Source organism: Accumulibacter sp., from assembly GCF_029255125.1.
Lineage (GTDB): Bacteria > Pseudomonadota > Gammaproteobacteria > Burkholderiales > Rhodocyclaceae > Accumulibacter.
The window spans coordinates 107,561-130,545 of record NZ_JAPUVR010000085.1; the positions used below are offsets into that span (position 1 = coordinate 107,561).

A 22,985-nucleotide genomic window follows, 5' to 3' on the forward strand; every position below is an offset into this window, starting at 1 on the left:
GCCGTCAGACCGCCAGGCGCTCGGCGGCGGCGACGCCGGCGAGATAGGCCGGCTCCCGCCGCAGGCTGGACCAGTCGGGCGACTCGCGGCGCGGCACGAGCGATTCGATTCGTTGCGCGCGCAGCACATCGCTTTCGGCTTGCCAGTGGTGCAGCACCTCGTCGACCGCCGTTGGCGAATTGCACAACAGCAACATGTCGCAACCCGCCTGCCAGGCGGCCGCACAGCGTTCGACCGGGCCACCGGCAAAACCCGCCCCGGCCATCGACAGGTCGTCACTGAAGATCGCCCCGGCAAAGCGCAGTTCCTCGCGGAGCAAACGCAACCAGAGCGGCGAGAAGCCAGCCGGGCGCTCGTCCACCTGGCGATAGATCACGTGCGCCGGCATCACCGCATCGAGCCGCACGCGCCGATACGGTTCGAGATCGAGCGCCATGTCCTCGAGTCGACGTTCGTCTACCGGCAGATCGACGTGCGAATCGGGTTCGACCCAACCGTGCCCCGGAAAGTGTTTGCCGCACGCGGCCATGCCGGCACTATGCAGCCCGTCGATCAGCCCCTTGGCCAGGTCCACGACCGCCGCCGGGCTGCGATGAAAGGCGCGGTCGCCGATCACACGGCTATGCCCCCAATCGAGGTCAAGCACCGGCGTGAAGGACAGGTCTACCCCGCAGGCACGCAGTTCAGCGGCCAGAAGGTAGCCCAGGTCGCGCGCCGCTGTCACCGCCTGCGTCGGGTCGCTGTCCCACTCCTGACCGAGGCGGCGCATCGGTGGCAAACGGGTGAACCCATCCCGACAACGCTGCACGCGCCCGCCCTCATGATCGACGGCAATCAGCAACGGCGGGCGGTGCAGCGCATGCACCTGGCCAGTCAGGCGAGCAAGCTGCTCGGGCGACTCGAAGTTACGCGAGAAGAGGATCATGCCACCGACCAGCGGATGGCAAAGGCGCGCTCGATCGAGGTCGCTCAAGGCTGTTCCCGCAATGTCGATCATCAACGGACCGAGGGGTGTGCTGCTCATTGTTGCTCCATCACGACGAAGGCGATAGCGTATTCCTTCTCGTCGCTGATCGAAAGGTGTGCGCGCAGACCAAGCTCGGCCAAATGCCCGGCCAGTTCCGGCGCATATTCGAAAAGCGGCCGGCCGAGCCCGTCGTGCACAACGCTGATCGCAAGCAGCGTGGCCGGTGCACGCAGGCCGGTACCCATGGCCTTGCCAAAGGCTTCCTTGGCCGCGAAGCGCTTGGCCAGAAATCGCCCCACCTGCCCACCAGGGTCAAACTCGCGACGCTCGCGCACCGACAGCAAGCGGTCGAGCGCGCCTTGCCCGTGCTGCTCGTAGAACCTGGCAAGCCGCCCGACGGCAACGATGTCAGTCCCCACACCGAGGATCATCTGCTGCCTCCGGGTGCAACCGCCTGGGCTTCGCGCAACAGGCGCTTCATCTCCCGCACCGCTTCCTGCAGGCCGACGAAGACCGCCCGGCTGACGATCGCGTGACCGATGTGCAGCTCGCGAATCCCGACCAACTGGGCCACCGGTTGAACATTGAAGTAATTGAGCGCATGACCGGCATTGAAGCGCATGCCGAGCCGGCTGACCAGCTCGCCCGCCAGGCGAATTCGGGTCAATTCGGCGAGCGCGGCCGGGCTCTCCGAATCCCGTCCTTGCGTATAGAACGCGTGTGCATAGGGTCCGGTATGGATCTCGCAGACGCGCGCGCCGATACGCGCCGCCGCTTCGACCTGTGCCAGCTCGGCGTCGATGAAGACGCTGGTCACGATGCCCGCCTCACGCAGACGGGCTACCGCCTGCGCCAGCTTGCCTTCTTGCGCGACAATGTCCAGGCCGCCTTCGGTGGTCACTTCGTGCCGCCCCTCCGGCACCAGCATGGCCATCTGCGGCTTGAGTCGACATGCGATGGCGAGCATTTCGTCGGTCGCCGCCATCTCCAGATTGAGCTTGATCTGCGCCAGCTCGCGCAGCTTCTCGACGTCGGCGTCCTGGATGTGACGGCGGTCTTCGCGCAAATGTATGGTGATTCCATCTGCGCCGCCCAGGTGCGCCTCTACCGCAGCCCAGACCGGGTCCGGCTCGTAAGTGCCGCGCGCCTGGCGGATCGTCGCCACGTGATCAATGTTGACGCCCAGTTCGATCATAGTTCGTGTAGCTCCCGGTAAATCGCGCGGCTGACCAGCTTCCGGCCACCCGTGTAGTGACCAATCAGCGTGCGCATCAGTTGCTTCGCTTCAACCAGCGAACGCGGATTGGAGAAATCCTCGCGCGCCAGGTCGATCAAGGTCTGGCCACGCAGCGAACGCGCGCGTTCGTCTGCCGGCGAAACTCTCACCGGCCCACGCTCGACTTCGTAAACGTAATCGGCATCGGTGTCCACCGCCAGACCTTCGACATCGATCTCCAGCATCGGCCCGTAACCCAGTTCCTGCAGAAGCACGCGCTCGAAGCGCCGCAGGTCGCCTTCCTGAGCGCTGATCGCAAAGCGCTGCAGGGTTTCGGCGTACACGGCGAACAGACGGACATGCGCATCCTCGCGCGGCAGCAACTGCATCAGCAGCTCATTAAGATAGTAGGCGCAAAACAGCGACCGGCCGGCGAGCAGCGGCTGCCCACCCTGCCACTCCGCCTTGATCAAGGTCTTCACCTCGCCGCTGCCGGCCCAGGCCAGTTCGAGCGGCTGAAAGGCAAGCAACAATCCACGCAGGACCGACCGCGGTCGCCGTGCGCCGCGCGCAAGCAGGGGCAAGCGGCCGTAGTCGCGCGAAAAAACGTCGGCGATCAGACTCGTTTCACTGTACGGGTAAGCGTGCAGTACAAACGCCGGCTGGCCGTCCACCCTGTTCCGCTGATTCACCTTTCGACTCTTTGACCGGCCAAACTCACGCGCTGCACGACCTGCTACCCGTAGCCAAGCTTGCTCAGCACCTGTTCATCGTCCGCCCAGCCCGACCTGACCTTGACGAATACCTCGAGAAAGACCGGTCCGCCAAACATTGTCTGCATGTCCTGGCGTGCTTCCGACGCAATTCTCTTCATCGTCTCACCCGCTCGGCCAATGAGAATCGGCTTCTGGCGTGGACGGTCGACGATGATCGCGGCAGCGATTCGGCGCAAACCCCCATCAACGACGAAGCGCTCGATCTCGACTGCCACGGCATAGGGGAGTTCGTCGCCAATCAATCGGAAGACCTTCTCCCGGATGTACTCGGCAGCCAGAAAACGCTCGCTTCTGTCGGTCAACTCATCCTCAGCAAACAGCAGGTCGGCTTCGGGCAAGCGCTGGCGCAACTCGCCCCGGAGAAAGTCCAGTTGCGTCCGGCGCGTAGCGCTGACCGGGACGATCGCCGCGAACTCGCCTTGGCCCGCGAGGCGGGCAAGAAACGGCAGCAGGTCGTTCTTGTCGGCCATCTGATCGATCTTGTTGACCGCGACAATCAGTGGGCAAGTGGCCGGCACAAGCTGCCGCACAACGTGGTCGCGCTGATCGTAGCGGCCCGCTTCGACGACCAGCAACGCCAGATCGACCTCGCCGACAGCCTGTTTGATGCCACGGTTCATCCGCTGATTCAGTGGGCCACCGTGCGCCGTCTGAAAGCCCGGGGTATCGACGAAAACATACTGCGCGTCGCTCTGCGTGAGGATCCCGAGAATGTTGTAACGTGTCGTCTGCGCGCGGCGCGAGACGATGCTCAGTTTCTCGCCCACCAACGCGTTGAGCAGGGTCGATTTGCCGACATTCGGACGGCCAACGATGGCGATCCGTCCAGCGCGCATGGCGCTCACGAGCTGCTCAACAACAGCAGGGCGCGCTCGGCTGCAACCTGCTCGGCGGCGCGCCGGCTGCTGCCGCTTCCCTCGCTCGACAGGCCGGCTGCGGCAAGCTCGCAGCGCACGGTGAATTGCTGGGCATGCGCCTCACCCTCGCTACGCAACATCGTATAGCGCGGCAGGGGCAGATGTCTGCCCTGCAGATACTCCTGCAAGCGCGTCTTGGCATCCTTGATCTCCTGCTCGGCGTTCAGCTCGGCGAGCATGGCCCCATACAGGCGAGCGATGATCGCCCCGGCAGCGTCAAAGCCGGCATCCAGCCACAGGGCGCCAAACAGGGCCTCGACCGCGTCCGCCAGAATCGACGGCCGACGATGCCCACCGCTCCTTTGCTCGCCTTCGCCGAGGCGAAGGAAATCGCCTAGTGAAAGCGCCAAGGCGTGCTGGTGCAGTCGGTCCTGGCGCACCAGATGTGCGCGCAGCCGCGACAGGTCGCCTTCGGGAAGCGCCGGAAAACGCTCGAACAGACAGTGCGCGATGATCGCATTCAGAATCGCATCGCCGAGAAATTCGAGGCGCTCATTATGCTGCGCAGAGCAACTGCGATGGGTCAAAGCCGTTTGCAGCAGTGTCTGATCGCGAAACGTGTAGGCAAGTGCACGCTCGATCGGGTGCGCGCTCATTGCGCGGAGCCACTCCCCGTCGAAGAACCGCGGAAATCGATCAGCAGGCTGACGTTGGCCACCAGCGGGATGCGTTTCTCGTAAGAAAACGCAATAACTACCTTGTTGTCCTCCTTGAAGATGTCCAAATCGGCCGCGGACAGCGTCTGAATGTGCTCGACCTCGGCATAGCGCGAAAACGCCTGGCGGAGGTCGCTCACCGTCTTGCCCGATCCTTCGGCAGCGACTGCCTTGACCGCCTGCCGGATCTTGTAGTAGTCCATTACTTCAGGGAGAACGCGAATGGCAAGAATAGCCACGATGGCGATGACGATACCCCAGACGATGACGCCCGAAAGCGCGATCCCTCGCTGTCGATTCATGAACGCTCCTCAGTTGAACGAGCCAATCCGTCCGAAATCACTGAAATTCAGCCAGATGAAGAATGCCTTGCCGACGATGTTCTCTTCCGGGACGAAACCCCAGAAGCGGCTGTCGCGGCTGTTGTCGCGATTGTCGCCCATCACGAAGTACTGCCCCGCGGGCACCGTGCAAATCACCCCGGCGCCATTGTAGGAGCAATTTTCCCGCTGGCGAAACTGCTCGGGCCCGGGAATGAACGGCGGCGCCTCGTCGTCGTTGAGGATCTGGTGTTCGACGCGGCCGAGCTTCTCGACAAACTGCTTCGAATAATACAGGCGTTCGGGATGCAGGTAATCTTCGACCTTGCGCGCCTCAACCGGCTGGCCATTGATCGTCAACCGCTTGTTCTGGTAGGCGACCCGGTCGCCCGGCACGCCAACCACCCGCTTGATGTAATCGAGCGAGGGATCCACCGGATAGCGAAAGACCATTACGTCGCCGCGCTGTGGTGTGTTCAGCTCGATGATCTTCACGTTGGCAACCGGCAGGCGGATCCCGTAGGTGTACTTGTTCACCAGAATGAAATCACCGACCAGCAAGGTCGGTATCATCGAGCCGGAAGGGATCTTGAATGGCTCGACCAGGAACGAGCGCAAAAGGAAAACGACCAGAATGACCGGAAAAAAGCTGGCCCCATATTCGACCCACCAGGGATCCGGCGCGCCCGCCGGACGGCGCCGGCGCAGAATACAGGCATCTGCCACCCAGATGGCACCGCTGATCAGCACCAGGATCAGCAGGATCAGAGCAAAATTCACGCGTCTTCTCCTCTACTTGCCGACCCGCAGGACGGCCAGGAAAGCCTCTTGCGGAATCTCGACCGAACCGACCTGCTTCATTCGCTTCTTACCCGCCTTCTGTTTCTCGAGCAACTTCTTCTTGCGCGTAATGTCGCCGCCGTAGCACTTGGCGAGAACATCCTTGCGCATCGCCTTGACGTTCTCGCGCGCGATGATGTTTGCACCGATCGCCGCCTGAATCGCTACGTCATACATCTGGCGGGGAATCAACTCACGCATCTTGCTCGCCAGCTCGCGGCCGCGAAACACCGAGTTCGCCCGATGCAGGATGACTGAAAGCGCATCGACGCGTTCACCGTTGATCAGAACGTCCAGCTTGACGACATCGGCTGCACGATACGCCTTGAACTCGTAGTCCAGAGAAGCGTAGCCACGCGATACCGATTTCAAGCGGTCAAAGAAATCCATCACGACCTCGGCCATCGGCATTTCGTAGACCAGTTGTACTTGCCGTCCGTGATAGCTCATGTCCACCTGATTGCCGCGCTTCTGGTTGCAGAGTGTGATCACGTTGCCGAGATAGTCCTGCGGAACAAACACCGTGATCGTGATGATGGGTTCACGGATCTCCTCGATCTTGGCGAGATCGGGCAACTTGGCCGGATTTTCCACTTGCAGCAGGCTGCCGTCGCGCATCAGGACTTCATACACGACGGTTGGCGCGGTGGTGATCAGATCCTGGTCAAACTCGCGTTCGAGGCGTTCCTGAACGATCTCCATGTGTAGTAGACCGAGGAAGCCGCAGCGAAAACCGAAGCCGAGAGCCTGCGACACCTCGGGTTCGAAACGCAGCGAGGCATCGTTCAGCTTCAGTTTTTCGAGCGATTCGCGCAGCGCATCGTACTGGTTCGACTCGACCGGATACAGGCCGGCGAACACCTGCGATTTGATCTCCTTGAAACCAGGCAGCGCAGCGCCTGCCGGGCGCTCGACGAGAGTCACCGTGTCGCCCACCTTGGCCGCCTGCAGTTCCTTGATTCCCGAGATGACGTAGCCCACCTCCCCGGCACGCAGTACGTCGCGGACGAGCGCCTTCGGGGTGAAGACGCCAACCTGCTCGCACAGATGCGTAGATCCGGTCGCCATCAGACGGATGCGGTCCTTCGGTCGCAAGCTGCCATCGAAGACGCGCACGAGCATGACGACACCGACGTAATTGTCGAACCAAGCGTCCACCAGCAACGCCTTGAGGGGCGCTTCCGTATCGCCCTGCGGAGCTGGAATTCGCTCGATGATCGCTTCGAGAATATCCTCGACGCCAAGACCGGTCTTTGCCGAGGCGAGAACCGCGTGCGAAGCATCAATGCCGATCACGTCCTCGATCTCCTGTTGCGCCTTGTCAGGCATGGCCGAAGGCAGATCGATCTTGTTCAGTACCGGTAGAACATCGACGCCCAGTTCGATCGCCGTATAGCAATTGGCTACGGTCTGCGCCTCCACACCCTGCGATGCGTCGACGACCAGCAAAGCGCCCTCGCAGGCAGACAGCGAGCGCGATACTTCGTAGGAAAAATCGACGTGTCCCGGGGTATCGATCAGATTCAGGTTATACACTTGGCCGTTGCGCGCCCGGTATTGCAGCGCCGCGGTTTGCGCCTTGATCGTGATGCCGCGCTCACGTTCGATATCCATCGAGTCGAGCACCTGCGCTTCCATTTCGCGATCCGAAAGTCCACCGCACAAGTGAATGATGCGATCGGCCAGCGTCGACTTCCCGTGGTCGATGTGCGCAATGATCGAGAAATTCCGGATGTGCTGCATGAACATCTTCGTCGTCCTGTCGCCGGCGTTCGCCCACTGAAAAAAAGGGTGCCGGCGGGCACCCTTGGTCGAACAGCCTGAAGGCGCGGATTCTAGCCGATTCGGCTCAGATAATCACGGACTTTGCTCACCTCGAGGCGGTAATGGCAGAGTTCGGTCTGCCCGTGCAGGAGCACCGGCACCCATTCGTCGTAGTGGGCGAGCAGCCGGGGGTCGGCGTCCACATCGACCACCTCGACTGCGAACTGCAACTCCTCGGCGAGCGCGCCAAGCGCCACCTCCATCTCTGCGCAGAGATGGCAGTAGCTGCGCGAGACGAGCGTCAGCTGCGGCCGCCCACTCACTCGCCGCGCTTCTCGCTGACACCCCCCTTGAGGGTGACGAAGGTCTGTTGATCACCGCGTCGCACCAGTAAAGTGACGTTGGCAGACTTGTCCACCTGTGCCAACAACTTGTTCAACTGCTCAACCGTTCTCAGCTCGACACTCTCGCCGCGCGCGATGAGTGCGAGGATCACGTCACCCGGGCGCAAATCCGCGCGGCCGGTGGCACTACGGATTTCCTCGATCAGCAAACCCCCATTAATCCTCAGTTCGCGCCGCTGCTCGGCCGTCAGCTCGGACAAGACCAGACCCAGTCGATTTGCCGTGCGCTCGCTCGGCTTCACACTGCGCCCGCTGCGCGCGGCGATCTTCTCGTCCGGCATTTCGCCGACCACCAGCGTGATATCCTTGCTCGCTCCCTTGCGCCACAACTGGACACTGACCCGGCCTCCCGGCTTGCTCGCCCCGACGATGCGCGGCAGGTCGTTCGAACCGTTGATCGTCTTGCCGTCGAACTTGAGGATCACATCCCCCGGCTCGATCCCCGCCTTGTCGGCCGGGCCGCCTTTTTCCACCGAGTTTACCGCCGCCCCCTGCGCCTTGCCGAGACCGAAGGAATCAGCCAGATCCTTGGTCACCTCCTGAATGACGACACCGATGCGACCACGGCTGACGCGCCCATGGCTGCGCAACTGAGCTTCCACCTCCATTGCCATGTCGATCGGAATCGCGAAAGAGATCCCCATGAATCCGCCCGACCGGCTATAAATCTGCGAATTGATCCCAACCACCTCGCCCTTCATGTTGAACAGCGGCCCGCCCGAGTTGCCGGGGTTGACCGCGACATCGGTCTGGATGAACGGCACGTAGTTCTCTTGCGGCAAAGAGCGCCCCTTGGCGCTGACGATCCCCGCCGTCACACTATTGTCGAAACCGAAAGGCGAACCGATCGCAACCACCCATTCGCCCACCTTGAGCTGCGCCGGGTCGCCAAAGCGCACCGCGGGCAGCGCAGTTGCGTCGATCTTGAGCAGGGCAATGTCGGTGCGCTTGTCGGCGCCGACGACGCGCGCCTTGAATTCACGTTTGTCGGTCAGGCGGACGAGAATCTCGTCGGCCGCGTCAACCACGTGCGCATTGGTCAGAATGTAGCCATCGGCGCTGACGATGAACCCCGAGCCGAGCGAACGGCTCTCGAAGTCGCGCGGTGTGCCCGGTATTCCTGGCTGGCGCGGGATGAAACGGCGAAAGAATTCGAACATCGGGTCGTTCTCGTCGAACGGAAAAGGCTGCGCGCCGCGTCCGCTGTTGCGTGCCGACTGAATCGTGCTGATATTCACCACTGCCCCGCCCTGCTTCTCGACAAGCTCGGTAAAATCGGGCAGCCCACGGTTCTGCGCCTGCGCAAAGAAGGACGAGAAAAGGAGAAAGAAACCGACGAACAACTGTTTCATGGCAGAGAATGCCTCCTGAGTGTCAGCCAAGAAAATAGAGCAAGTTAGCAACTGGGGGCAGCGCAAGCAGATTCAAGCGATCAGCGACGAATTGATGGCCGCAAGCTTGCATCGCCGCGCCAGCGCCATTCGGCGCACCACAAGTGCAGCCAGCCGAGTCCGAGACCCAGCAGTGCTCCAGCCAGCGCTCCTGTTTCGCCGCCCAGCTCCGAACCTGCTAGCGCCCCGCCAAGCAGCGCCAGCAAAGGATAGGCGTAGGCGGCGAAGGCGCTGCGCCGCACCGAGCGGGCCGGCAACAGCACACGTACGCGCTCGCCGGCGACACGACCGGTCCCATTCACCACACGATACGTGCGCCGCGCATCACACGCGGGTCGGGCGAGAAGCCGGCCGCCGCAGCCGCCAGGCGCACTACAGTGACCACAGCCACTGTCCTCGACGCGCACCGTGGCCAGGTCACCGTCGACAGCGACGACTACAGCCCAGACTTCGCTCTGCTCGCCATCGTAGGCTTCGTCTGCGGCGTCCGCCGCCGGCCGCTCGTTCACATCTACCATCGGCGGTCGGCCGCTGTGTCCAGGAGTGGTCGCAGCTTCTCGGCAACCACCTCGCGCGCGCGGAAAATCCGCGAGCGCACAGTGCCGATCGGACAGTTCATCGCCTCGGCGATTTCCTCGTAACTCAAGCCTTCGATCTCGCGCAGCATGATCGCGCTGCGCAGGTCTTCCGGCAGCCCGGCCATCGCTGCGTCGATCGTCTCGCCGATCTGCCGCGACTGCAACAGGCTTTCGGGCGTATTGATATCGCGCAGTTGTCCGGCATCGTCAAAGCTCTCGGCGTCGTCCGCATCGACCTCGGTAGAGGTTGGCGCGCGCCGTCCCTGGGCGACGAGATAGTTCTTCGCGGTATTGATGCTGATCCGGTAAAGCCAAGTGTAGAAGGCACTCTCGCCGCGAAACGACGGCAGTGCACGATAGGCCTTGATGAAAGCCTCCTGCGATACATCCTCGACCTCTGCCTGGTCACGAATGTAGCGCGATAGTAGACGCGCAACCTTACGCTGGTACTTGGCAAACAGAACCTCGAAGGCCTGGCCGTCACCGGCCTGCGCTCGCTCAACCAAAGCTTGGTCAACTTCGCGTTCGCTCATGCCTTGTGCTTTTCCCATCACCCGCAGTAAGAATTTGTCAGGGCAGTATAGCGCAAGCGTGCGAGCCCAACGTAACAGTGCGTGAGCAGCCACGACCGACAGCCCCCCGCAACCCGGGCTGGCGCGGGAACTGCGCAGATGGCTGGAGCATTTCGCCCGTCTGCGGCGGCTCACCACCGCGGGCAGGCGACCGCCAGTTGCTGCAGGCGCGCGCGCAGCGCCCGGAAATCAGGACAATGTTGCGCGACCAGCGACCAGAAGCGGGGACCATGGTTCATTTCGTGCAAGTGCGCCAACTCATGAACGACCACATAATCGATCACGGCGATCGGAAAATGAACCAGTCGCCAGTTCAGCCGAACGGCACCCCGCCGGCTGCAACTGCCCCAACGGGTACGCGCCGAGGAGAGCGACAATGCCGGCTGACGAACGCCGAGCAGCGGCACATAGTGGGCAAGGCGCGCGGCAAACAGCGCACGGGCGCGCTCGCGCAGCGCTTTTTCCAGCACGCGCGGCGCATCCTCAGGGCAGCGCAGATGCAAGGTCAGCGTCGGTTCACCGCTGCCCGGCGCCCAGGCGGCGCGGTTGGCGCCACTCGCCAGGCGCAGCGTGAGCCACTCGCCGAGCAGCGGAACGCGTTGACCGTCGTCAATCGATAACCGAACTGCCGTCGGCGGCTGCCACTCGCGCACTTTGCGCGTGATCCACTCGCCGTGGCGCAGGAGCGCTGACTCGATGTCACCCGGCGATGCTGGCATGGGTGCGATGACGCGCAAGCCCTGACGGTCGACGACGATGCCTATGCTGCGTCTCGTCGATCGGCGCAGCGAGTAGCCAATCGTCTGCCCGCCGATGACGATCGCGTGCTCAGAATCGCGGCCGGGCGCGGCTTCCCCGCGCCGCGCAGATCGCTCAATCGGGGACCGCATCCGCCGGACCACCATAGCGGTGCGGCGAGATGCGGCGCATCTCCGCCTCGATCCAGGCCGACGCGAGAGCATTGATGCGAGCCGCCGTCTTGCCAGCGGGATCGATCGCCGGCCCAATGCTTACGGTGATCAATCCAGGCGTGATGGCAAAGCTGCTCTTGCGCCAGAACTCCCCGGCATCGTGCGCAACCGGCACGACCTTGTGCCCACTGCGTACAGCGAGGTGTGCGCCACCCGGCTTATACCGGCTGGTGAGCCCGGGTTCGACGCGCGTGCCTTCGGGGAAGATGACCACCCAGTAGCCCGCCGCCAGACGCTCGCTCCCCTGGTCGAAGACCTGTTTCAGCGCCTCCTTGGCCTCGCCACGATCAATCGAGATCATCTTTAGCGCCGCCAGCCCCCAGCCAAAGAAAGGCACGCGCAGCAACTCGCGTTTCATCACGAATACCAGCGGCGGAAAGACCTCCTGCAGGCCGACGGTTTCCCACGCTGACTGGTGCTTGCTAAGCACGATGGCCGGTTCCGACGGCATGTTCTCGCGCCCGATCACCCGGTAGCGCAGGCCGAGCAGGTAGCGGCAGAAGGCCATGAAACCAGCCCGCCAGATGGCGATGATGCGGTAGCGGAACGGCAATGGGCAGACGAGGGCAAGCGTGACGAGAATCCCGAAGGGGACTGTCCACAGGCCGACGAGCAGCATGAACAGCGCTGTCCGCAACGCTGGCATCAGGCGCCCAGGATGAAGTTGGCAGCCAGGGCTAGATCAGGGAAGACCGTCGTCCCGCTCGGCAGACCACCGCCGGCCTGGGTTTCCGTTCCCTTGCCGGTCAACACGAGCAGCGGCTTGGCGCCCACCGCGACCGCTGCCTGCAGGTCGCGCAAGGAATCGCCCACCGCCGGCACACCCGCCAGATCGACGTTGAAGCAGCTGGCGATGCGCTCCAGCATGCCGGTTTTCGGCTTGCGGCAGTTGCAGTTGGCCTCGATCGGATGCGGACAGTAGAAGATCGCGTCGATCCGCCCGCCGGCCCCCAGCACCGCACGATGCATCTTGTCGTGGATCGCGTTGAGCGTGTCCATGTCGAATAGCCCACGTCCAATGCCCGACTGGTTGGTCGCGACGATGACCAGATAGCCCGCCTCGTGCAAGCGCGCGATGGCGTCCAGGCTACCGGGAATCGGCCGCCATTCTGCCGGCGACTTGATGAACTGCTTCGAATCGTAGTTGATCACGCCGTCGCGATCGAGAATGACCAGTTTCATACCGTCAGTTTCGCCATATCGGCTACCGCGTTCAACTCGTCGTACAGGGCTTTCAGCAGGCCCAGACGATTGTTGCGCAGCAGCGGTTCCTCAACGTTGACCATGACCTCTTCGAAAAAGCGATCGACCTCGCTGCGCACCCCGGCGAGAACCCTCAGCGCATCGGCGTAGTCCTCATTCTGTACATGCGAACGGACCTGCGGAGCGATCAGGACGACGCGCTGAAACAGAGCCTTCTCGGCATCTTCCTCGAGCAGGGCAATGTCCGGCTCAGGCAGCGGACCGCTCGCCTTGCGCAGAATATTGCCGATCCGCTTGTTTGCCGCAGCCAGCGCCTGCGCTTCCGGCAAGCCGAGAAACTCGCGAACCGCGTCCAGGCGCGCCGGAACGAGATCGATCCGCGTCGGTCGCTGGGCGAGCACCGATTCGATCACATCGCCCGCGTGGCCGGCCTCGCGCAGCGTTCCGCGCAGCCGGTCGAGCATGAAGCCCAGCAAGGGTTCATCGACTTCCTGTAGTTGAATCCCCTGTTGGCGCAAGGCGTCCTTGGCCTCGCCGATCAATTCGGCCAGATCGAGCGGCAGCGGTGTCTCCATCAGGATGCGCAGGACGCCGAGCGCCGCCCGGCGCAGACCAAAGGGATCCTTGTCGCCGGTCGGCACCTGGCCGATGGCGAAGAAGCCGACCAGTGCGTCAAGCTTGTCGGCCAGCGCGGCAGCGCAGGCGATGTTCCCCACGGGCAGGACATCACCGGCAAAACGCGGCCGGTAGTGCTGTTCGATCGCATCGGCGACGACCGGCAGCCCGCCTTCGTGCAGCAGGTAGTAACGCCCCATGATCCCTTGCAGTTCAGGGAATTCGCCGACCATGTCGGTGAGCAGGTCGATCTTCGAGTAAAGCGCCGCGCGCTCGGCCAGATTGCCGTCGGCGTGCAGTCTGCCCGCAATGCTGCGCGCCAGCCGGCCAAGCCGCTGTGCGCGATCGCCGAGGGTGCCGAGCTTGTGATGGTAGACCACCGACGCCAGCCGCGTGACCCGGTTGGCAAAGCCGTTCTTGCGGTCCTGATCGAAAAAGAAGCGGGCGTCGGACAGGCGCGGGCGGACGACGCGTTCGTTACCACGAATGATCGGCCCAGGATCGGCGACTTCCATGTTCGAGACGATGAGAAACTTGTTGAGCAGCTTGCCCTGGGCGTCGAGCAGCGGGAAATACTTCTGGTTCTGCTGCATGGTCAGGATCAGGCACTCCTGCGGAACGGCAAGATACTCGGCCTCGAACTCGCCAACCTGGATCACCGGCCACTCGACCAGCGAGGTAACCTCATCGAGCAGCCCATCAGCCGGGTTGATGCGCGCCGCCAGCCGGCTCGCCGCGCTCGCCAGTTGGTCGGCGATCGTGGCGCGCCGCTCGGCAAACGACACGATGACCTTGCCGGCCTCCAGACTGCCGACATAGTCTTCGGCGTCGGCCAGGCTGATCTCGCCCTGCGACAGGAAACGATGACCCAAGGTGACCCGCCCGCTGCGCAGGCCAAGCACTTCAGCCGGAACGACGCGCTCGCCATGCAGGCAGATCAGGCTGTGCACCGGGCGGACGAACTGATGATCGGAATCACCCCAGCGCATCAGCTTGGCAATCGGCAGCTTGCGCACCGCCTGCGCGACGATTTCGCCAAGACAGGCGTCTACATCCTCACCCTTCTGCGTCCACCGTGCGAGGAAGTACTCGCCTTTCGCTTCGCGCGTCCGCTGCAGCTCGGCAAACGAAACCCCGGCCGCCCGCATGAAACCCTCGAGTGCCCGGGTGGGCCGCCCTTCGCCATCGACCGCCCCGGCGACCGCCGGTCCCTTCTTTTCGATCACTCGCTCGGGCTGGCGCTCGCTGACCCGGGTGATCGCAACGGCGAGGCGGCGCGGAGTGGCGTACGGCGTGCAGACGCTATCCGGATGCAGGAACTGTTGCGCCCGCAAGGCTGAAAAAATCGCCTCGGCAAAAGCCTCGGACAGGGTCTTGAGCGACTTTGGCGGCAGCTCTTCAGTGCGCAGCTCGATCAACAGCGTTTCGCTCATCTCAGGCCTCCCCACCGCTGATCGTCTGCGCACGGCACATCGGAAAACCGAGCGCCTGGCGCGAATCATGATAGGCCTGCGCCACCTCGCGCGCCAAAGCGCGCACGCGGCCGATGTACGCGGCGCGCTCGGTGACCGAAATGGCGCCGCGCGCATCAAGCAGGTTGAACGTATGCGAACACTTCATGACCATCTCGTAAGCCGGCAAGGCGAGACCGGCGCCAATCAGGCGCTTCGCTTCCGACTCATATTCGCTGAAATGGCGAAAGAGCAGCTCGACATTCGAATGCTCGAAATTGTACTTCGACTGCTCGACCTCATTCTGGTGGTAAACATCGCCATAGGTCACGCGATAACCCGGTCCCGCGGCCCACACCAGGTCGAAGACGTTCTCGACGCCCTGCAGGTACATCGCCAACCGTTCGATACCGTAGGTGATCTCGCCAAGCACAGGTTTGCACGCCAGCGAACCGACCTCCTGGAAGTAGGTGAATTGAGTTACTTCCATGCCGTCGAGCCAGACCTCCCAACCCAGCCCCCAAGCGCCCAGCGTCGGACTTTCCCAGTCGTCCTCGACAAACCGTATGTCATGCTCAGCGGTGGCAATGCCGAGCGCGCGCAGCGAATCCAGGTAGAGTTCCTGGATGTTGTCCGGCGAAGGCTTGAGCACCACCTGATATTGATAGTAATGCTGCAAGCGATTGGGGTTTTCCCCATAGCGGCCATCCTTCGGTCGGCGCGAGGGCTGCACGTAGGCCGCGTTCCAGGGTTCCGGCCCGATCGCACGCAGGAAGGTGGCGGTGTGGAAGGTACCGGCGCCGACTTCCACATCGTACGGCTGAAGCAACGCGCAACCTTGTTTGTCCCAGAAGTTCTCGAGACGCAGAATGACTTCCTGAAAAGTGGGCATGGCAATGTGAAAGCCGCAGCAAAGAGGATTGACAATTCTACTTCATGCCGCGCACGCGATTGCGCACGCGGCAATGGGCAGTCGCCTTACGACAACTCGACCTGTGCTCCCAGTTCGACGACCCGGTTGGGCGGAATCTTGAAAAAGGCGGTCGCCGTATCGGCATTACGGAACATCCAGGTAAACAGGATCTGGCGCCAGTAGGCCATGCGCGAGCGCCGGGAAATCGGCATCGTGACCACCGTTTCGCGGCCCAGGAAGAACGATGTCTCCATCATCTCGAAACGCAGACCGTGCTGCGTCGCACACAGATCCATGACGCGCGGCACGTCCGGATCGTCCTTGAAGCCGTAACGGACGAAGACGCGGAAGAAGCCGGCCGACAAGGTCTCGACGCGCACCCGCTCGTCGTCCGGGACGTGCGGCACATCCTCGGTAACGACGTTGATCAGCACGACCCGTTTATGCAGGATCTTGTTGTGGTAAAGATTATGCAGCAGCGCACGCGGCACGCCTTGCGGCTCGGCGGTCATGAAGATGCCCGTTCCCTCGACACGCTGCGGTCCGCCAGTAGCCAGGCTTTCGATGAACGCATCCAGCGGTATCGACTCCGACTGCAATTTTTCGTAAAGGAGTTTGCGACCAAGTTTCCAGGTCGACAGGAGGGCAAAGACCGACAGGCCAAGCACCAGGGGAAACCAGCCGCCGTCAAGGATCTTGGTCACGTTGGCGGAAAAGAACGCAAAGTCGACGATCACGAAGAAGAGAAGGAACAGCGCAGCGTACGTCCAGTTCCACTTCCATAGCGCGCGCACGACGACGAAAGCGAGGATGGTATCGATCATCATGGTCAAGGTGACGGCGATGCCGTAGGCCGCTGCCAGATTCGACGACGAGCGGAAACCGACGACGACGACGATCACCGAGAGGAGGAGCAGCCAGTTGATGTTCGGCACGTAGATCTGCCCCTTCTCGCGCTCCGAGGTGAATTTCACCTGGATGCGTGGGCAATAGCCGAGCTGCATGGCCTGGCTGGTGAGCGAGAACGCACCGGAAATGACCGCCTGCGAGGCGATCACGGTGGCGGCGGTGGCCAGGACGACGAGCGGAACGAGCAGCAGTTCGCTGGGCGCCAGCAGGAAGAAGGGATTCTCGATCGCTTTCGGATCGTGCAGCAGCAAGGCGCCCTGCCCGAGGTAGTTGAGATAGAGCAAGGGAAAGACGAAGGCGAACCAGGCCCATTTGATCGCCCGACGGCCGAAATGGCCCATGTCCGCGTAGAGCGCTTCGCCACCGGTGATCGCGAGTACGACCGAACCCAGCGCCAGGAAGGCCAGACCCTGATTATCGACAAAAAACCTGATCGCATACCACGGATTGATCGCCGCCAGCACCTCCGGATATTGCAACACATTCCACAGGCCGAGGACGCCCAGCGTGGCGAACCAGAGCATCATCACCGGTCCGAACAAGGCACCGACGGCGGCCGTTCCGTTGCGTTGGAAAAAGAAGAGGAGTACCAGAATGGTGACGGTAATCGGCAGGATGTACGCCTTGAGCAGCGGCGTGATCACTTCGAGACCCTCGACCGCGCTGAGCACCGACATCGCCGGCGTGATCACGGCATCGCCGTAGAACAGGGCGGCGCCGAAAATCCCCAGCAATGAGAGCAGCCAGAGGACGCGCGGCGAGGCGTTCGCCGTACGCAGCGCGAGTGCAGTCAGGGCCATGATGCCGCCCTCGCCTTTGTTGTCGGCGCGCGTGATCACCAGCACGTACTTCATCGACACGGTGATCGTCATCGCCCAGAAAACCAGCGAGAGAATCCCGAGAACGTTGTCGGGCGTGACGGCCACCGGATGATGGCCGCCGAAGACCTCGCGCACGGTGTATAACGGGCTGGTTCCGATATCGCCGAAGACGACCCCCATCGCCGCCAGCGCGGTCGCCGCCAAGCCGGATTGCCCGCCGTGCGGCGCATTTTCTGCAGTCATTTTCCTCTCCCCCTTAGTGGATGACCAGTCTCCCGTCGCGCTGGGCGGACAAACGACGGCGCGACCGCCCCCCTCGCTGTGCAGCGCCGTCGCCAAAGGCCGCGCCGTCTGCCTGCTCTCGCCAGATTCCCTATTGCAGCGCAACACGAAACCGCGGCATTCTACACTGCGTAATGCCCGGTCGGAATCGACAAACGCATCTTTCGGCTCGACTGCAGCGAGTCATTGCGAATTGTTTCAGGCTATTCTGCAGCGCCCGGCAGCACCCGTTTCGGCAAATGACCGAGTGCTATAATTGTCTGTTTTTACACTTGGCGTCGGGAGGTCGCAATCATGGGCGAAGAGAATAGGCAGCTTGTTCCAGGAATGCTCGAGAAGCGGATCGCCGACGTTCATCTGACCGAGGTGCGCTCGCTGCTGTCGCTGCAGAAGCTGGTCGAAGATCTGGTGCGCGAACAGACGACGCCCGACCAGGACGAAGTCGATGTCGAGCTGCAGCAGCAGTATCGCAAGGAACTGCGCCAGAAGCTGAAGATGATGCCGCCGCGAGAAATCGCCTACATCATCGAATCGCTCGAACCGAACGAGCGCCTGGTCGTCTGGAACGAAGTCAAGGAAGGCGCCGACCCGATCCTTGCCCTGCTGCCCGACGATGTGCTCGAGGAACTGATCGACGATAGCCACTATCGCAACGAGAGAACCGCGATCACCGCCTTCGAGCTGCGCGATGGCCGCCTGCGCCAGATTTCGGTCGAAAAGCCCGAGGATCTGGAAGGCGTCAAGCCGATCTGGGTCGACCTGATCGCCCCGACCAAGAAGATTCGTGCCTGGATCGGCAACCAGTTCGAAGTCGATCTGCCCGATCCCGGCGGCCTCACCGACCTCGAGGCGAGCGCGCGCTTCTATGTCGACGAAGAAGGCCATACTCATCTGCACTCCGACTTTCTGCTCGACACGCGCGATGAATCGCGCAACGTACCGGTTGCACTGATTCTGCAAAACGACGTGCTGTTCACCGTGCGCAGCGAAGAGCTGCCGGTCTTCCGTCTGCAGCGCGCCCGCGCGCGGACGCGCCCCGGGTATGTGAGCAGCGGCGGCGATGTCCTCCTCGACCTGTATGCCGCCGATGTCGAGTACTCGGCGAACGCGCTCGAGGACGTCTACGCCGAGCTCGACCGCGTCGGCCGCCAGGTGCTGCGCTCGCACACCAGCGACCAGGAGGCGTCGGCCATCCTGACCGCGATATCCGAAGCCGAGGATTTGAACGGCCGCACCCGCCGCAGCGTCCTCGATACGCGGCGTGCGCTGTCCTTTCTGATGCGCGGCAAGGTACTCTCCGAGGCGCAGCATGCCGACGTACGCGAGATCCTGCGCGACATCGAGTCGCTCGACGGGCACACCGCGTTCCTGTTCAACAAGATCAACTTCCTGATGGACGCCACCGACAGCGCGATCAACATCAACCAGAACAAGGACATCAAGCGGCTGACCGTACTCAGCGTCATCTTCATGCCGATCAACGTTCTCGCCGGTATGGGTGGAATGTCCGAGTTCTCGATGATGACGCAAGGGATTCCATGGCCGCTCGCCTATGCCGCGTTCACCATCGCGATGATTGGTGTCGGTGCGCTCACCTTCTTCGGGCTGCGCTTCTTCGAAAAGCGCTCAGCGCACAGCCGCAAGCTGGAAAACCGGCGAACCGACTGATCGCGCCCGACATCGCCCCGCCGCCGCGTGAAGGAGCGCCAGTACATCGCCTGCCGACAGGCCGAATGGCAAGCCTGGGACGATTGGCTGGCCAGCCGTGGCAAATGGAAGCCGACGAACAGCGCGCCGGCTGAGACGCTCGCTGCAGCCGACCTGCCGCACCGCTTTCGCCGCCTGTGCCACGACCTCTCGCTGGTCCGTGCGCGCAACTATTCGGCGGCAGTTGCCGACGATCTCCACCGGCGTGTCCTGGCGGCGCATCAGCGCATCTACGGTAGCGCGCGGCCCGGAGGAAGCGTCGTTCTCCGCTTCATCGCGCACGGATTTCCCGCCCTGGTCCGCCGCGAGTGGCGCGTCGTGCTCGCCGCCGCGCTGCTCCTCTTCGTTCCTCTGCTCGGCATGCTGATAGCGGTTCAGATTTGGCCGGACGCTGCCTTCCTGCTCCTCTCGGCGGAAACGGTGGGCGAAATAGAGGAAATGTATTCGCCTGGCGCAGCCCATCTGGGCCGGCCGCGCGCAGCCGCCAGCGAGTGGGCGATGTGGGCCTTCTACATCGCCAACAACGTGCGCATCGATTTCCAGGCCTTTGCCGGCGGCATCGCATTTGGCCTGGGGACGATCTTCTACATGGTCTTCAATGGCTTGTACATCGGCGCGGTGGCCGGGCACCTGACCCAGATCGGCTTCGTCGAAACGTTCTGGGGCTTCGTTGCCGGGCATAGCGCCAGCGAGCTGACCGGCGCCACGCTCGCCGGCGCTGCCGGCCTGAAACTCGGTATGGCGCTCGTTGCACCCGGCCGCCGTAGCCGCCTGACCGCCTTGAAGGAAAGTGCTCAGATCGCCGCCGAGTTGCTCTGCGGCGCTGCCGCCTTGACGTTTCTGGCAGCCTTCATCGAGGCCTTCTGGTCACCGCGGACGGGCATCAACCTGACCGTCAAGCTGGTCGTCGGTACCGTCGGCTGGCTGCTCACCTGGGCCTATCTGCTGCTCGCCGGGCGGCGCTCCGATGCGCCTTGAGCAGATCGCGCTCCACCTGCGTCGGCGAACACCCTGGGAAGCGCTCGACCTTGGCCACGCCATGTTCCGCACCTGGAGCTGGCCGGCCTATCGCGCCTGGCTGCTCACCTACTGGCTGGCTGGCCTCTGTATCCTGGCGCTGCTCTGGCCCTGGCCGCAGTACGCAGGGCTCGTCCTCTGGTGGCTGAAACCGCTCTTCGATCGCGTGCTGCTGCACGTTTTCAGCCGCTCGCTGTTTGCCGCCGACGACCACCTGCGCGATCTGCCCGGTGAACTGCCGCGCCTGCTGCGCGGTCCTGGTGTCCTTTCCGGCCTCAGCTTGCGCCGTTTGAGCCTGGCGCGTTCCTTCCTGCTGCCCGTCTGGCAACTCGAGGAGCAGCAAGGCAGCGCGGCCCGCGCGCGCTTTCGATTGCTTTCGCGCCACTATCGCGGTTACGCTGCGTGGCTGACGTTCTTCTGCGCCAACATGTCTTCGCTGCTCACCTTTTCGCTGCTCATCGTGCTCGCTGCCCTGGCCCCGGGAGACTCGTCGGCGCTTGCCATCGAGCAGTGGTTCGGCAACGACCTGAGTCGTTCGCAGTATCTGATCGGCAACCTGGTCTATATGCTCGCCGAAAGCATCGTCGAACCGCTCTACGTCGCCTCCGGCTTCTCGCTCTATCTGAACCGGCGCAGCGAGCTGGAGGCCTGGGATATCGAGCTCGGCCTGCGCCGACTGGCCGAGCGCACCGCGCCGCCGAAAGCGGAGAAGCCGCTGAGCGGCCAGGTGGGAGCCTTGCTCGCCCTGCTCGTGCTCTGCTCGGCAGCCGCCTGGCCGACGCCGGGGCTGGCAGCCGAAGACGCCAGGCCGACCGCCGGGGAAACTGTCGTCCAGTGTCCGGCGCCCGATGACGACTCCGCCGCCGACGACGATACCGACGCAGCGGTCGACCGCCTTCCGGCGAGCGGGCACGCGGCGCCAGAAAAGCAAACGGCAGCCCGGCAGTCGATCGACGCGGTTCTCGCCGATCCAGTCTTCGGCCAAGTCCGCGAGGACTGGAGGTGGCGTTGGCGCGCCGACCCGGCAGCGCCGAGCGACGCCGGGTCGCCCGGCCTGCGCGCGCTGGTCGCGGTGCTCGAGCAGATCGCCCAACTGGTGCGTAGTCTCCTGCCGTTCGCTGCCGGGGTAGCGCTCGCCGTCCTGATCTACGTCCTCGTTCGCTATCGACCGCAACGGCCATCGACCGCGCGTGCGGCAGGTCCGGCAGCTCCGCTCGGTTTCGACCTCGACCCGGCGACGCTCCCGGCTGATCCGGCAGCCGCCGCGCGCAGCGCTCTCGCCGCCGGCAAGCCCAGCCTGGCGCTCAGCCTGCTTTACCGGGGCGCCATCGTCGCCCTGAGCCAGCGACACGGCGTAAGCTTTCTTGCCGCCGATACCGAGGACGACTGCTTGCGGCGGATCGCCGGACGTCTTGACGGCAATGGCGAACACTTCTTCGGCGAGATCGTCGAGGCTTGGCGACGCATCGCGTATGCTCAGCAGTTGCCCTCGGCCGACCAGGTCGAACGTCTGATCGGCGGCTGGCAAGCGTCATTCGGCAGGCACAGTGGATCGCCATGAAGCAGCGCGCGCTTTATGCCGGGCTTCTACTTTGCGCTGTGCTCGGCCTCGCCGGCTTCTGGCTGCTCAGCCACCTGGAGCGCGTGCCGGTCGTACAGCGCGAGCCCCCGCAAGACGAAGCCAGGCGAAACCCCTACCTGGCGCTCGAGCGCTTCACCGAGCGCCAGGGTGGCCGCTTGGCGCGTTCTTCCGACGCCCGCGTGCTCGCACGTCTGCCGCCCGCAGGCACGCTGTTCCTTGACCGCCAGCGGCCGCAATTCCTGTCGACCGCGCGCCTGCAAGAACTGCTCGACTGGGTGGCGAACGGCGGCTATCTGATCGCCGTCGCCGAGCTGCCCGGGGTTGCCGACCCCTTGCTCGACAGCCTCGGCATCAGCCGGTCCGCACGCCTAGCGCGCTCACGTAAGCCAGCAGGTGTGCTCGAGGTGGCCCTGCCCGGCGCCGACCGAACGTTGCGCGTCGATCTTGCCGAAACCATGCTCCGACCAGGCGTGCGGCAGCCCGACTGGGCCGCCGGACGGCGCGCGAGCGCCGCGCAGATCCTCCATTTCAGCGTCGGTCGCGGGCATCTCACGGTGGCCGTGGACCTCGACCAGCAGTTGAGCAACGCGCGAATCGGTGACAACGACCACGCCGAACTCTACTGGTCACTGCTCGAACGATACGACCGTTCGCCGCAGCCGCAGGTCCTCCTGCTCTCCCGCCTGCGCATGCCGACGCTCTTTGCCTGGCTGTGGGAGGTCGCCTGGGCGGCATGCCTGTCGGCCGGCGCGCTGCTCGGGCTCTGGGTGTGGCGTGTAGTCCCGCGCTTCGGCAACATCCGGCCGGATGCACCGCCCGGGCGGCGCGAACTGCGCGAGCATCTGGCCGCGATTGGCCGCTATCTGTGGCGCTCAGGTGGCCTCAGCGCGCTGCTAGCGCCGGCCCGCGAGCGTTTTCAGCGCCGTTTGCAGGTGCGCCAGCCGGCAATTGCTGCCTTGCCACCCGAGGCGCGCGCGGTCGCCCTCGGCGCGCTCAGCCACCGCCCAGCCGCCGCGATCGCCGCCGCGCTCGCCGGCCAGGCCGACAACCCACGCACCTTCACTGCGGCGCTGCGCCTGCTGCGCAATCTTGAACGCGACCTGTGAGAGCCGA

General features: G+C 63.6%; 23 protein-coding genes. 4 read left to right on the forward strand and 19 right to left on the reverse strand.

Features of this window, described 5'->3' with window-relative positions:
• Positions 1 to 4 precede the first annotated feature (4 nt).
• From nagZ to Q1L59_RS06195, 19 genes are all read right to left on the reverse strand, one after another.
• On the reverse strand, positions 5 to 1,024 hold the full coding sequence (gene nagZ / locus Q1L59_RS06105; protein WP_300329500.1) for a beta-N-acetylhexosaminidase: 1,020 nt from the start codon (positions 1,022 to 1,024) through the stop codon (positions 5 to 7).
• Positions 1,021 to 1,398: a holo-ACP synthase gene (acpS, locus tag Q1L59_RS06110; protein WP_300329501.1), complete on the reverse strand. Its 378-nt coding sequence runs from the start codon at positions 1,396 to 1,398 to the stop codon at positions 1,021 to 1,023. Before acpS ends, nagZ begins: the two co-directional genes overlap by 4 nt.
• Positions 1,395 to 2,162 carry a pyridoxine 5'-phosphate synthase gene (locus Q1L59_RS06115; protein WP_300329503.1) on the reverse strand — a complete coding sequence of 256 codons (768 nt, stop codon included), beginning with the start codon at positions 2,160 to 2,162 and terminating at the stop codon, positions 1,395 to 1,397. The genes acpS and Q1L59_RS06115 overlap by 4 nt, the downstream gene beginning before the upstream one ends.
• Positions 2,159 to 2,875: a DNA repair protein RecO gene (gene recO, locus Q1L59_RS06120; protein ID WP_300329506.1), complete on the reverse strand. Its 717-nt coding sequence runs from the start codon at positions 2,873 to 2,875 to the stop codon at positions 2,159 to 2,161. Before recO ends, Q1L59_RS06115 begins: the two co-directional genes overlap by 4 nt.
• 44 nt (positions 2,876 to 2,919) lie before the next feature.
• Positions 2,920 to 3,795 (reverse strand): GTPase Era, encoded by an 876-nt coding sequence (era, locus tag Q1L59_RS06125; RefSeq protein WP_300329890.1) that lies wholly within the window; start codon positions 3,793 to 3,795, stop codon positions 2,920 to 2,922.
• A 5-nt stretch (positions 3,796 to 3,800) separates the two neighbouring features.
• Positions 3,801 to 4,472, reverse strand: coding sequence for a ribonuclease III (rnc, locus tag Q1L59_RS06130; protein WP_300329508.1), 672 nt, complete (start codon positions 4,470 to 4,472; stop codon positions 3,801 to 3,803).
• Positions 4,469 to 4,834, reverse strand: coding sequence for a DUF4845 domain-containing protein (locus Q1L59_RS06135; RefSeq protein ID WP_300329511.1), 366 nt, complete (start codon positions 4,832 to 4,834; stop codon positions 4,469 to 4,471). The genes rnc and Q1L59_RS06135 overlap by 4 nt, the downstream gene beginning before the upstream one ends.
• A 9-nt stretch (positions 4,835 to 4,843) precedes the next feature.
• The gene (gene lepB, locus Q1L59_RS06140) at positions 4,844 to 5,632 is read right to left on the reverse strand and encodes a signal peptidase I (RefSeq protein ID WP_300329513.1); all 789 of its coding nucleotides are present in this window, start codon (positions 5,630 to 5,632) and stop codon (positions 4,844 to 4,846) included.
• 12 nt (positions 5,633 to 5,644) lie between these two features.
• A complete protein-coding gene (gene lepA / locus Q1L59_RS06145; protein WP_300329893.1) occupies positions 5,645 to 7,435 on the reverse strand; it encodes a translation elongation factor 4 in 1,791 nt (596 codons plus the stop codon).
• Positions 7,436 to 7,527: 92 nt separating this feature from the next.
• Entirely contained in the window at positions 7,528 to 7,779 is a 252-nt protein-coding gene (locus Q1L59_RS06150) for a glutaredoxin family protein (RefSeq protein WP_300329515.1), read from the reverse strand.
• A complete protein-coding gene (locus tag Q1L59_RS06155; protein ID WP_300329518.1) occupies positions 7,776 to 9,212 on the reverse strand; it encodes a DegQ family serine endoprotease in 1,437 nt (478 codons plus the stop codon). Before Q1L59_RS06155 ends, Q1L59_RS06150 begins: the two co-directional genes overlap by 4 nt.
• A gap of 80 nt (positions 9,213 to 9,292) precedes the next feature.
• Positions 9,293 to 9,769, reverse strand: a complete 477-nt coding sequence (locus Q1L59_RS06160) for a SoxR reducing system RseC family protein (protein ID WP_300329521.1) — start codon at positions 9,767 to 9,769, stop codon at positions 9,293 to 9,295.
• A complete protein-coding gene (rpoE, locus tag Q1L59_RS06165) occupies positions 9,763 to 10,362 on the reverse strand; it encodes an RNA polymerase sigma factor RpoE (RefSeq protein ID WP_300329524.1) in 600 nt (199 codons plus the stop codon). Before rpoE ends, Q1L59_RS06160 begins: the two co-directional genes overlap by 7 nt.
• Before the next feature lie 170 nt (positions 10,363 to 10,532).
• Positions 10,533 to 11,291 carry a SprT family zinc-dependent metalloprotease gene (locus Q1L59_RS06170; RefSeq protein ID WP_300329526.1) on the reverse strand — a complete coding sequence of 253 codons (759 nt, stop codon included), beginning with the start codon at positions 11,289 to 11,291 and terminating at the stop codon, positions 10,533 to 10,535.
• Positions 11,275 to 12,018, reverse strand: a complete 744-nt coding sequence (locus Q1L59_RS06175) for a lysophospholipid acyltransferase family protein (protein WP_300329529.1) — start codon at positions 12,016 to 12,018, stop codon at positions 11,275 to 11,277. The genes Q1L59_RS06170 and Q1L59_RS06175 overlap by 17 nt, the downstream gene beginning before the upstream one ends.
• Positions 12,018 to 12,554 carry a D-glycero-beta-D-manno-heptose 1,7-bisphosphate 7-phosphatase gene (gene gmhB / locus Q1L59_RS06180; RefSeq protein ID WP_300329532.1) on the reverse strand — a complete coding sequence of 179 codons (537 nt, stop codon included), beginning with the start codon at positions 12,552 to 12,554 and terminating at the stop codon, positions 12,018 to 12,020. Before gmhB ends, Q1L59_RS06175 begins: the two co-directional genes overlap by 1 nt.
• On the reverse strand, positions 12,551 to 14,623 hold the full coding sequence (gene glyS, locus Q1L59_RS06185; protein WP_300329535.1) for a glycine--tRNA ligase subunit beta: 2,073 nt from the start codon (positions 14,621 to 14,623) through the stop codon (positions 12,551 to 12,553). The genes gmhB and glyS overlap by 4 nt, the downstream gene beginning before the upstream one ends.
• Before the next feature lies 1 nt (position 14,624).
• A complete protein-coding gene (gene glyQ, locus Q1L59_RS06190) occupies positions 14,625 to 15,533 on the reverse strand; it encodes a glycine--tRNA ligase subunit alpha (RefSeq protein ID WP_300329538.1) in 909 nt (302 codons plus the stop codon).
• 86 nt (positions 15,534 to 15,619) lie between these two features.
• Positions 15,620 to 17,527: a potassium transporter Kup gene (locus tag Q1L59_RS06195; protein ID WP_300329541.1), complete on the reverse strand. Its 1,908-nt coding sequence runs from the start codon at positions 17,525 to 17,527 to the stop codon at positions 15,620 to 15,622.
• A 333-nt stretch (positions 17,528 to 17,860) separates the two neighbouring features.
• Between Q1L59_RS06195 and Q1L59_RS06200 the strand changes: the two genes are divergently transcribed.
• The 4 genes from Q1L59_RS06200 to Q1L59_RS06215 are packed head-to-tail and all read left to right on the forward strand — an operon-like array spanning position 17,861 to position 22,978.
• A complete protein-coding gene (locus tag Q1L59_RS06200) occupies positions 17,861 to 19,234 on the forward strand; it encodes a CorA family divalent cation transporter (RefSeq protein ID WP_300329544.1) in 1,374 nt (457 codons plus the stop codon).
• A gap of 27 nt (positions 19,235 to 19,261) precedes the next feature.
• On the forward strand, positions 19,262 to 20,251 hold the full coding sequence (locus Q1L59_RS06205; protein WP_300329548.1) for a stage II sporulation protein M: 990 nt from the start codon (positions 19,262 to 19,264) through the stop codon (positions 20,249 to 20,251).
• Positions 20,241 to 21,851 carry a DUF4129 domain-containing protein gene (locus tag Q1L59_RS06210; protein WP_300329550.1) on the forward strand — a complete coding sequence of 537 codons (1,611 nt, stop codon included), beginning with the start codon at positions 20,241 to 20,243 and terminating at the stop codon, positions 21,849 to 21,851. Before Q1L59_RS06205 ends, Q1L59_RS06210 begins: the two co-directional genes overlap by 11 nt.
• Positions 21,848 to 22,978, forward strand: a complete 1,131-nt coding sequence (locus Q1L59_RS06215; protein ID WP_300329553.1) for a DUF4350 domain-containing protein — start codon at positions 21,848 to 21,850, stop codon at positions 22,976 to 22,978. The genes Q1L59_RS06210 and Q1L59_RS06215 overlap by 4 nt, the downstream gene beginning before the upstream one ends.
• The last annotated feature ends 7 nt before the right edge of the window (positions 22,979 to 22,985 follow it).

What these genes read in the sequence shown, in the direction of transcription:
- glyQ (WP_300329538.1), bottom strand. Translation starts at nt 15,533, where the DNA reads ATGCCCACTTTTCAGGAAGTCATTCTGCGTCTCGAGAACTTCTGGGAC.
- gmhB (WP_300329532.1), bottom strand. Translation starts at nt 12,554, where the DNA reads ATGAAACTGGTCATTCTCGATCGCGACGGCGTGATCAACTACGATTCG.
- Q1L59_RS06175 (WP_300329529.1), bottom strand. Translation starts at nt 12,018, where the DNA reads ATGCCAGCGTTGCGGACAGCGCTGTTCATGCTGCTCGTCGGCCTGTGG.
- lepA (WP_300329893.1), bottom strand. Translation starts at nt 7,435, where the DNA reads ATGCAGCACATCCGGAATTTCTCGATCATTGCGCACATCGACCACGGG.
- Q1L59_RS06170 (WP_300329526.1), bottom strand. Translation starts at nt 11,291, where the DNA reads ATGCGGTCCCCGATTGAGCGATCTGCGCGGCGCGGGGAAGCCGCGCCC.
- Q1L59_RS06195 (WP_300329541.1), bottom strand. Translation starts at nt 17,527, where the DNA reads ATGACTGCAGAAAATGCGCCGCACGGCGGGCAATCCGGCTTGGCGGCG.
- era (WP_300329890.1), bottom strand. Translation starts at nt 3,795, where the DNA reads ATGCGCGCTGGACGGATCGCCATCGTTGGCCGTCCGAATGTCGGCAAA.
- Q1L59_RS06215 (WP_300329553.1), top strand. Translation starts at nt 21,848, where the DNA reads ATGAAGCAGCGCGCGCTTTATGCCGGGCTTCTACTTTGCGCTGTGCTC.
- Q1L59_RS06160 (WP_300329521.1), bottom strand. Translation starts at nt 9,769, where the DNA reads ATGGTAGATGTGAACGAGCGGCCGGCGGCGGACGCCGCAGACGAAGCC.
- Q1L59_RS06155 (WP_300329518.1), bottom strand. Translation starts at nt 9,212, where the DNA reads ATGAAACAGTTGTTCGTCGGTTTCTTTCTCCTTTTCTCGTCCTTCTTT.
- Q1L59_RS06115 (WP_300329503.1), bottom strand. Translation starts at nt 2,162, where the DNA reads ATGATCGAACTGGGCGTCAACATTGATCACGTGGCGACGATCCGCCAG.
- Q1L59_RS06210 (WP_300329550.1), top strand. Translation starts at nt 20,241, where the DNA reads ATGCGCCTTGAGCAGATCGCGCTCCACCTGCGTCGGCGAACACCCTGG.
- rpoE (WP_300329524.1), bottom strand. Translation starts at nt 10,362, where the DNA reads ATGAGCGAACGCGAAGTTGACCAAGCTTTGGTTGAGCGAGCGCAGGCC.
- rnc (WP_300329508.1), bottom strand. Translation starts at nt 4,472, where the DNA reads ATGAGCGCGCACCCGATCGAGCGTGCACTTGCCTACACGTTTCGCGAT.
- nagZ (WP_300329500.1), bottom strand. Translation starts at nt 1,024, where the DNA reads ATGAGCAGCACACCCCTCGGTCCGTTGATGATCGACATTGCGGGAACA.
- Q1L59_RS06135 (WP_300329511.1), bottom strand. Translation starts at nt 4,834, where the DNA reads ATGAATCGACAGCGAGGGATCGCGCTTTCGGGCGTCATCGTCTGGGGT.
- Q1L59_RS06200 (WP_300329544.1), top strand. Translation starts at nt 17,861, where the DNA reads ATGGGCGAAGAGAATAGGCAGCTTGTTCCAGGAATGCTCGAGAAGCGG.
- glyS (WP_300329535.1), bottom strand. Translation starts at nt 14,623, where the DNA reads ATGAGCGAAACGCTGTTGATCGAGCTGCGCACTGAAGAGCTGCCGCCA.
- acpS (WP_300329501.1), bottom strand. Translation starts at nt 1,398, where the DNA reads ATGATCCTCGGTGTGGGGACTGACATCGTTGCCGTCGGGCGGCTTGCC.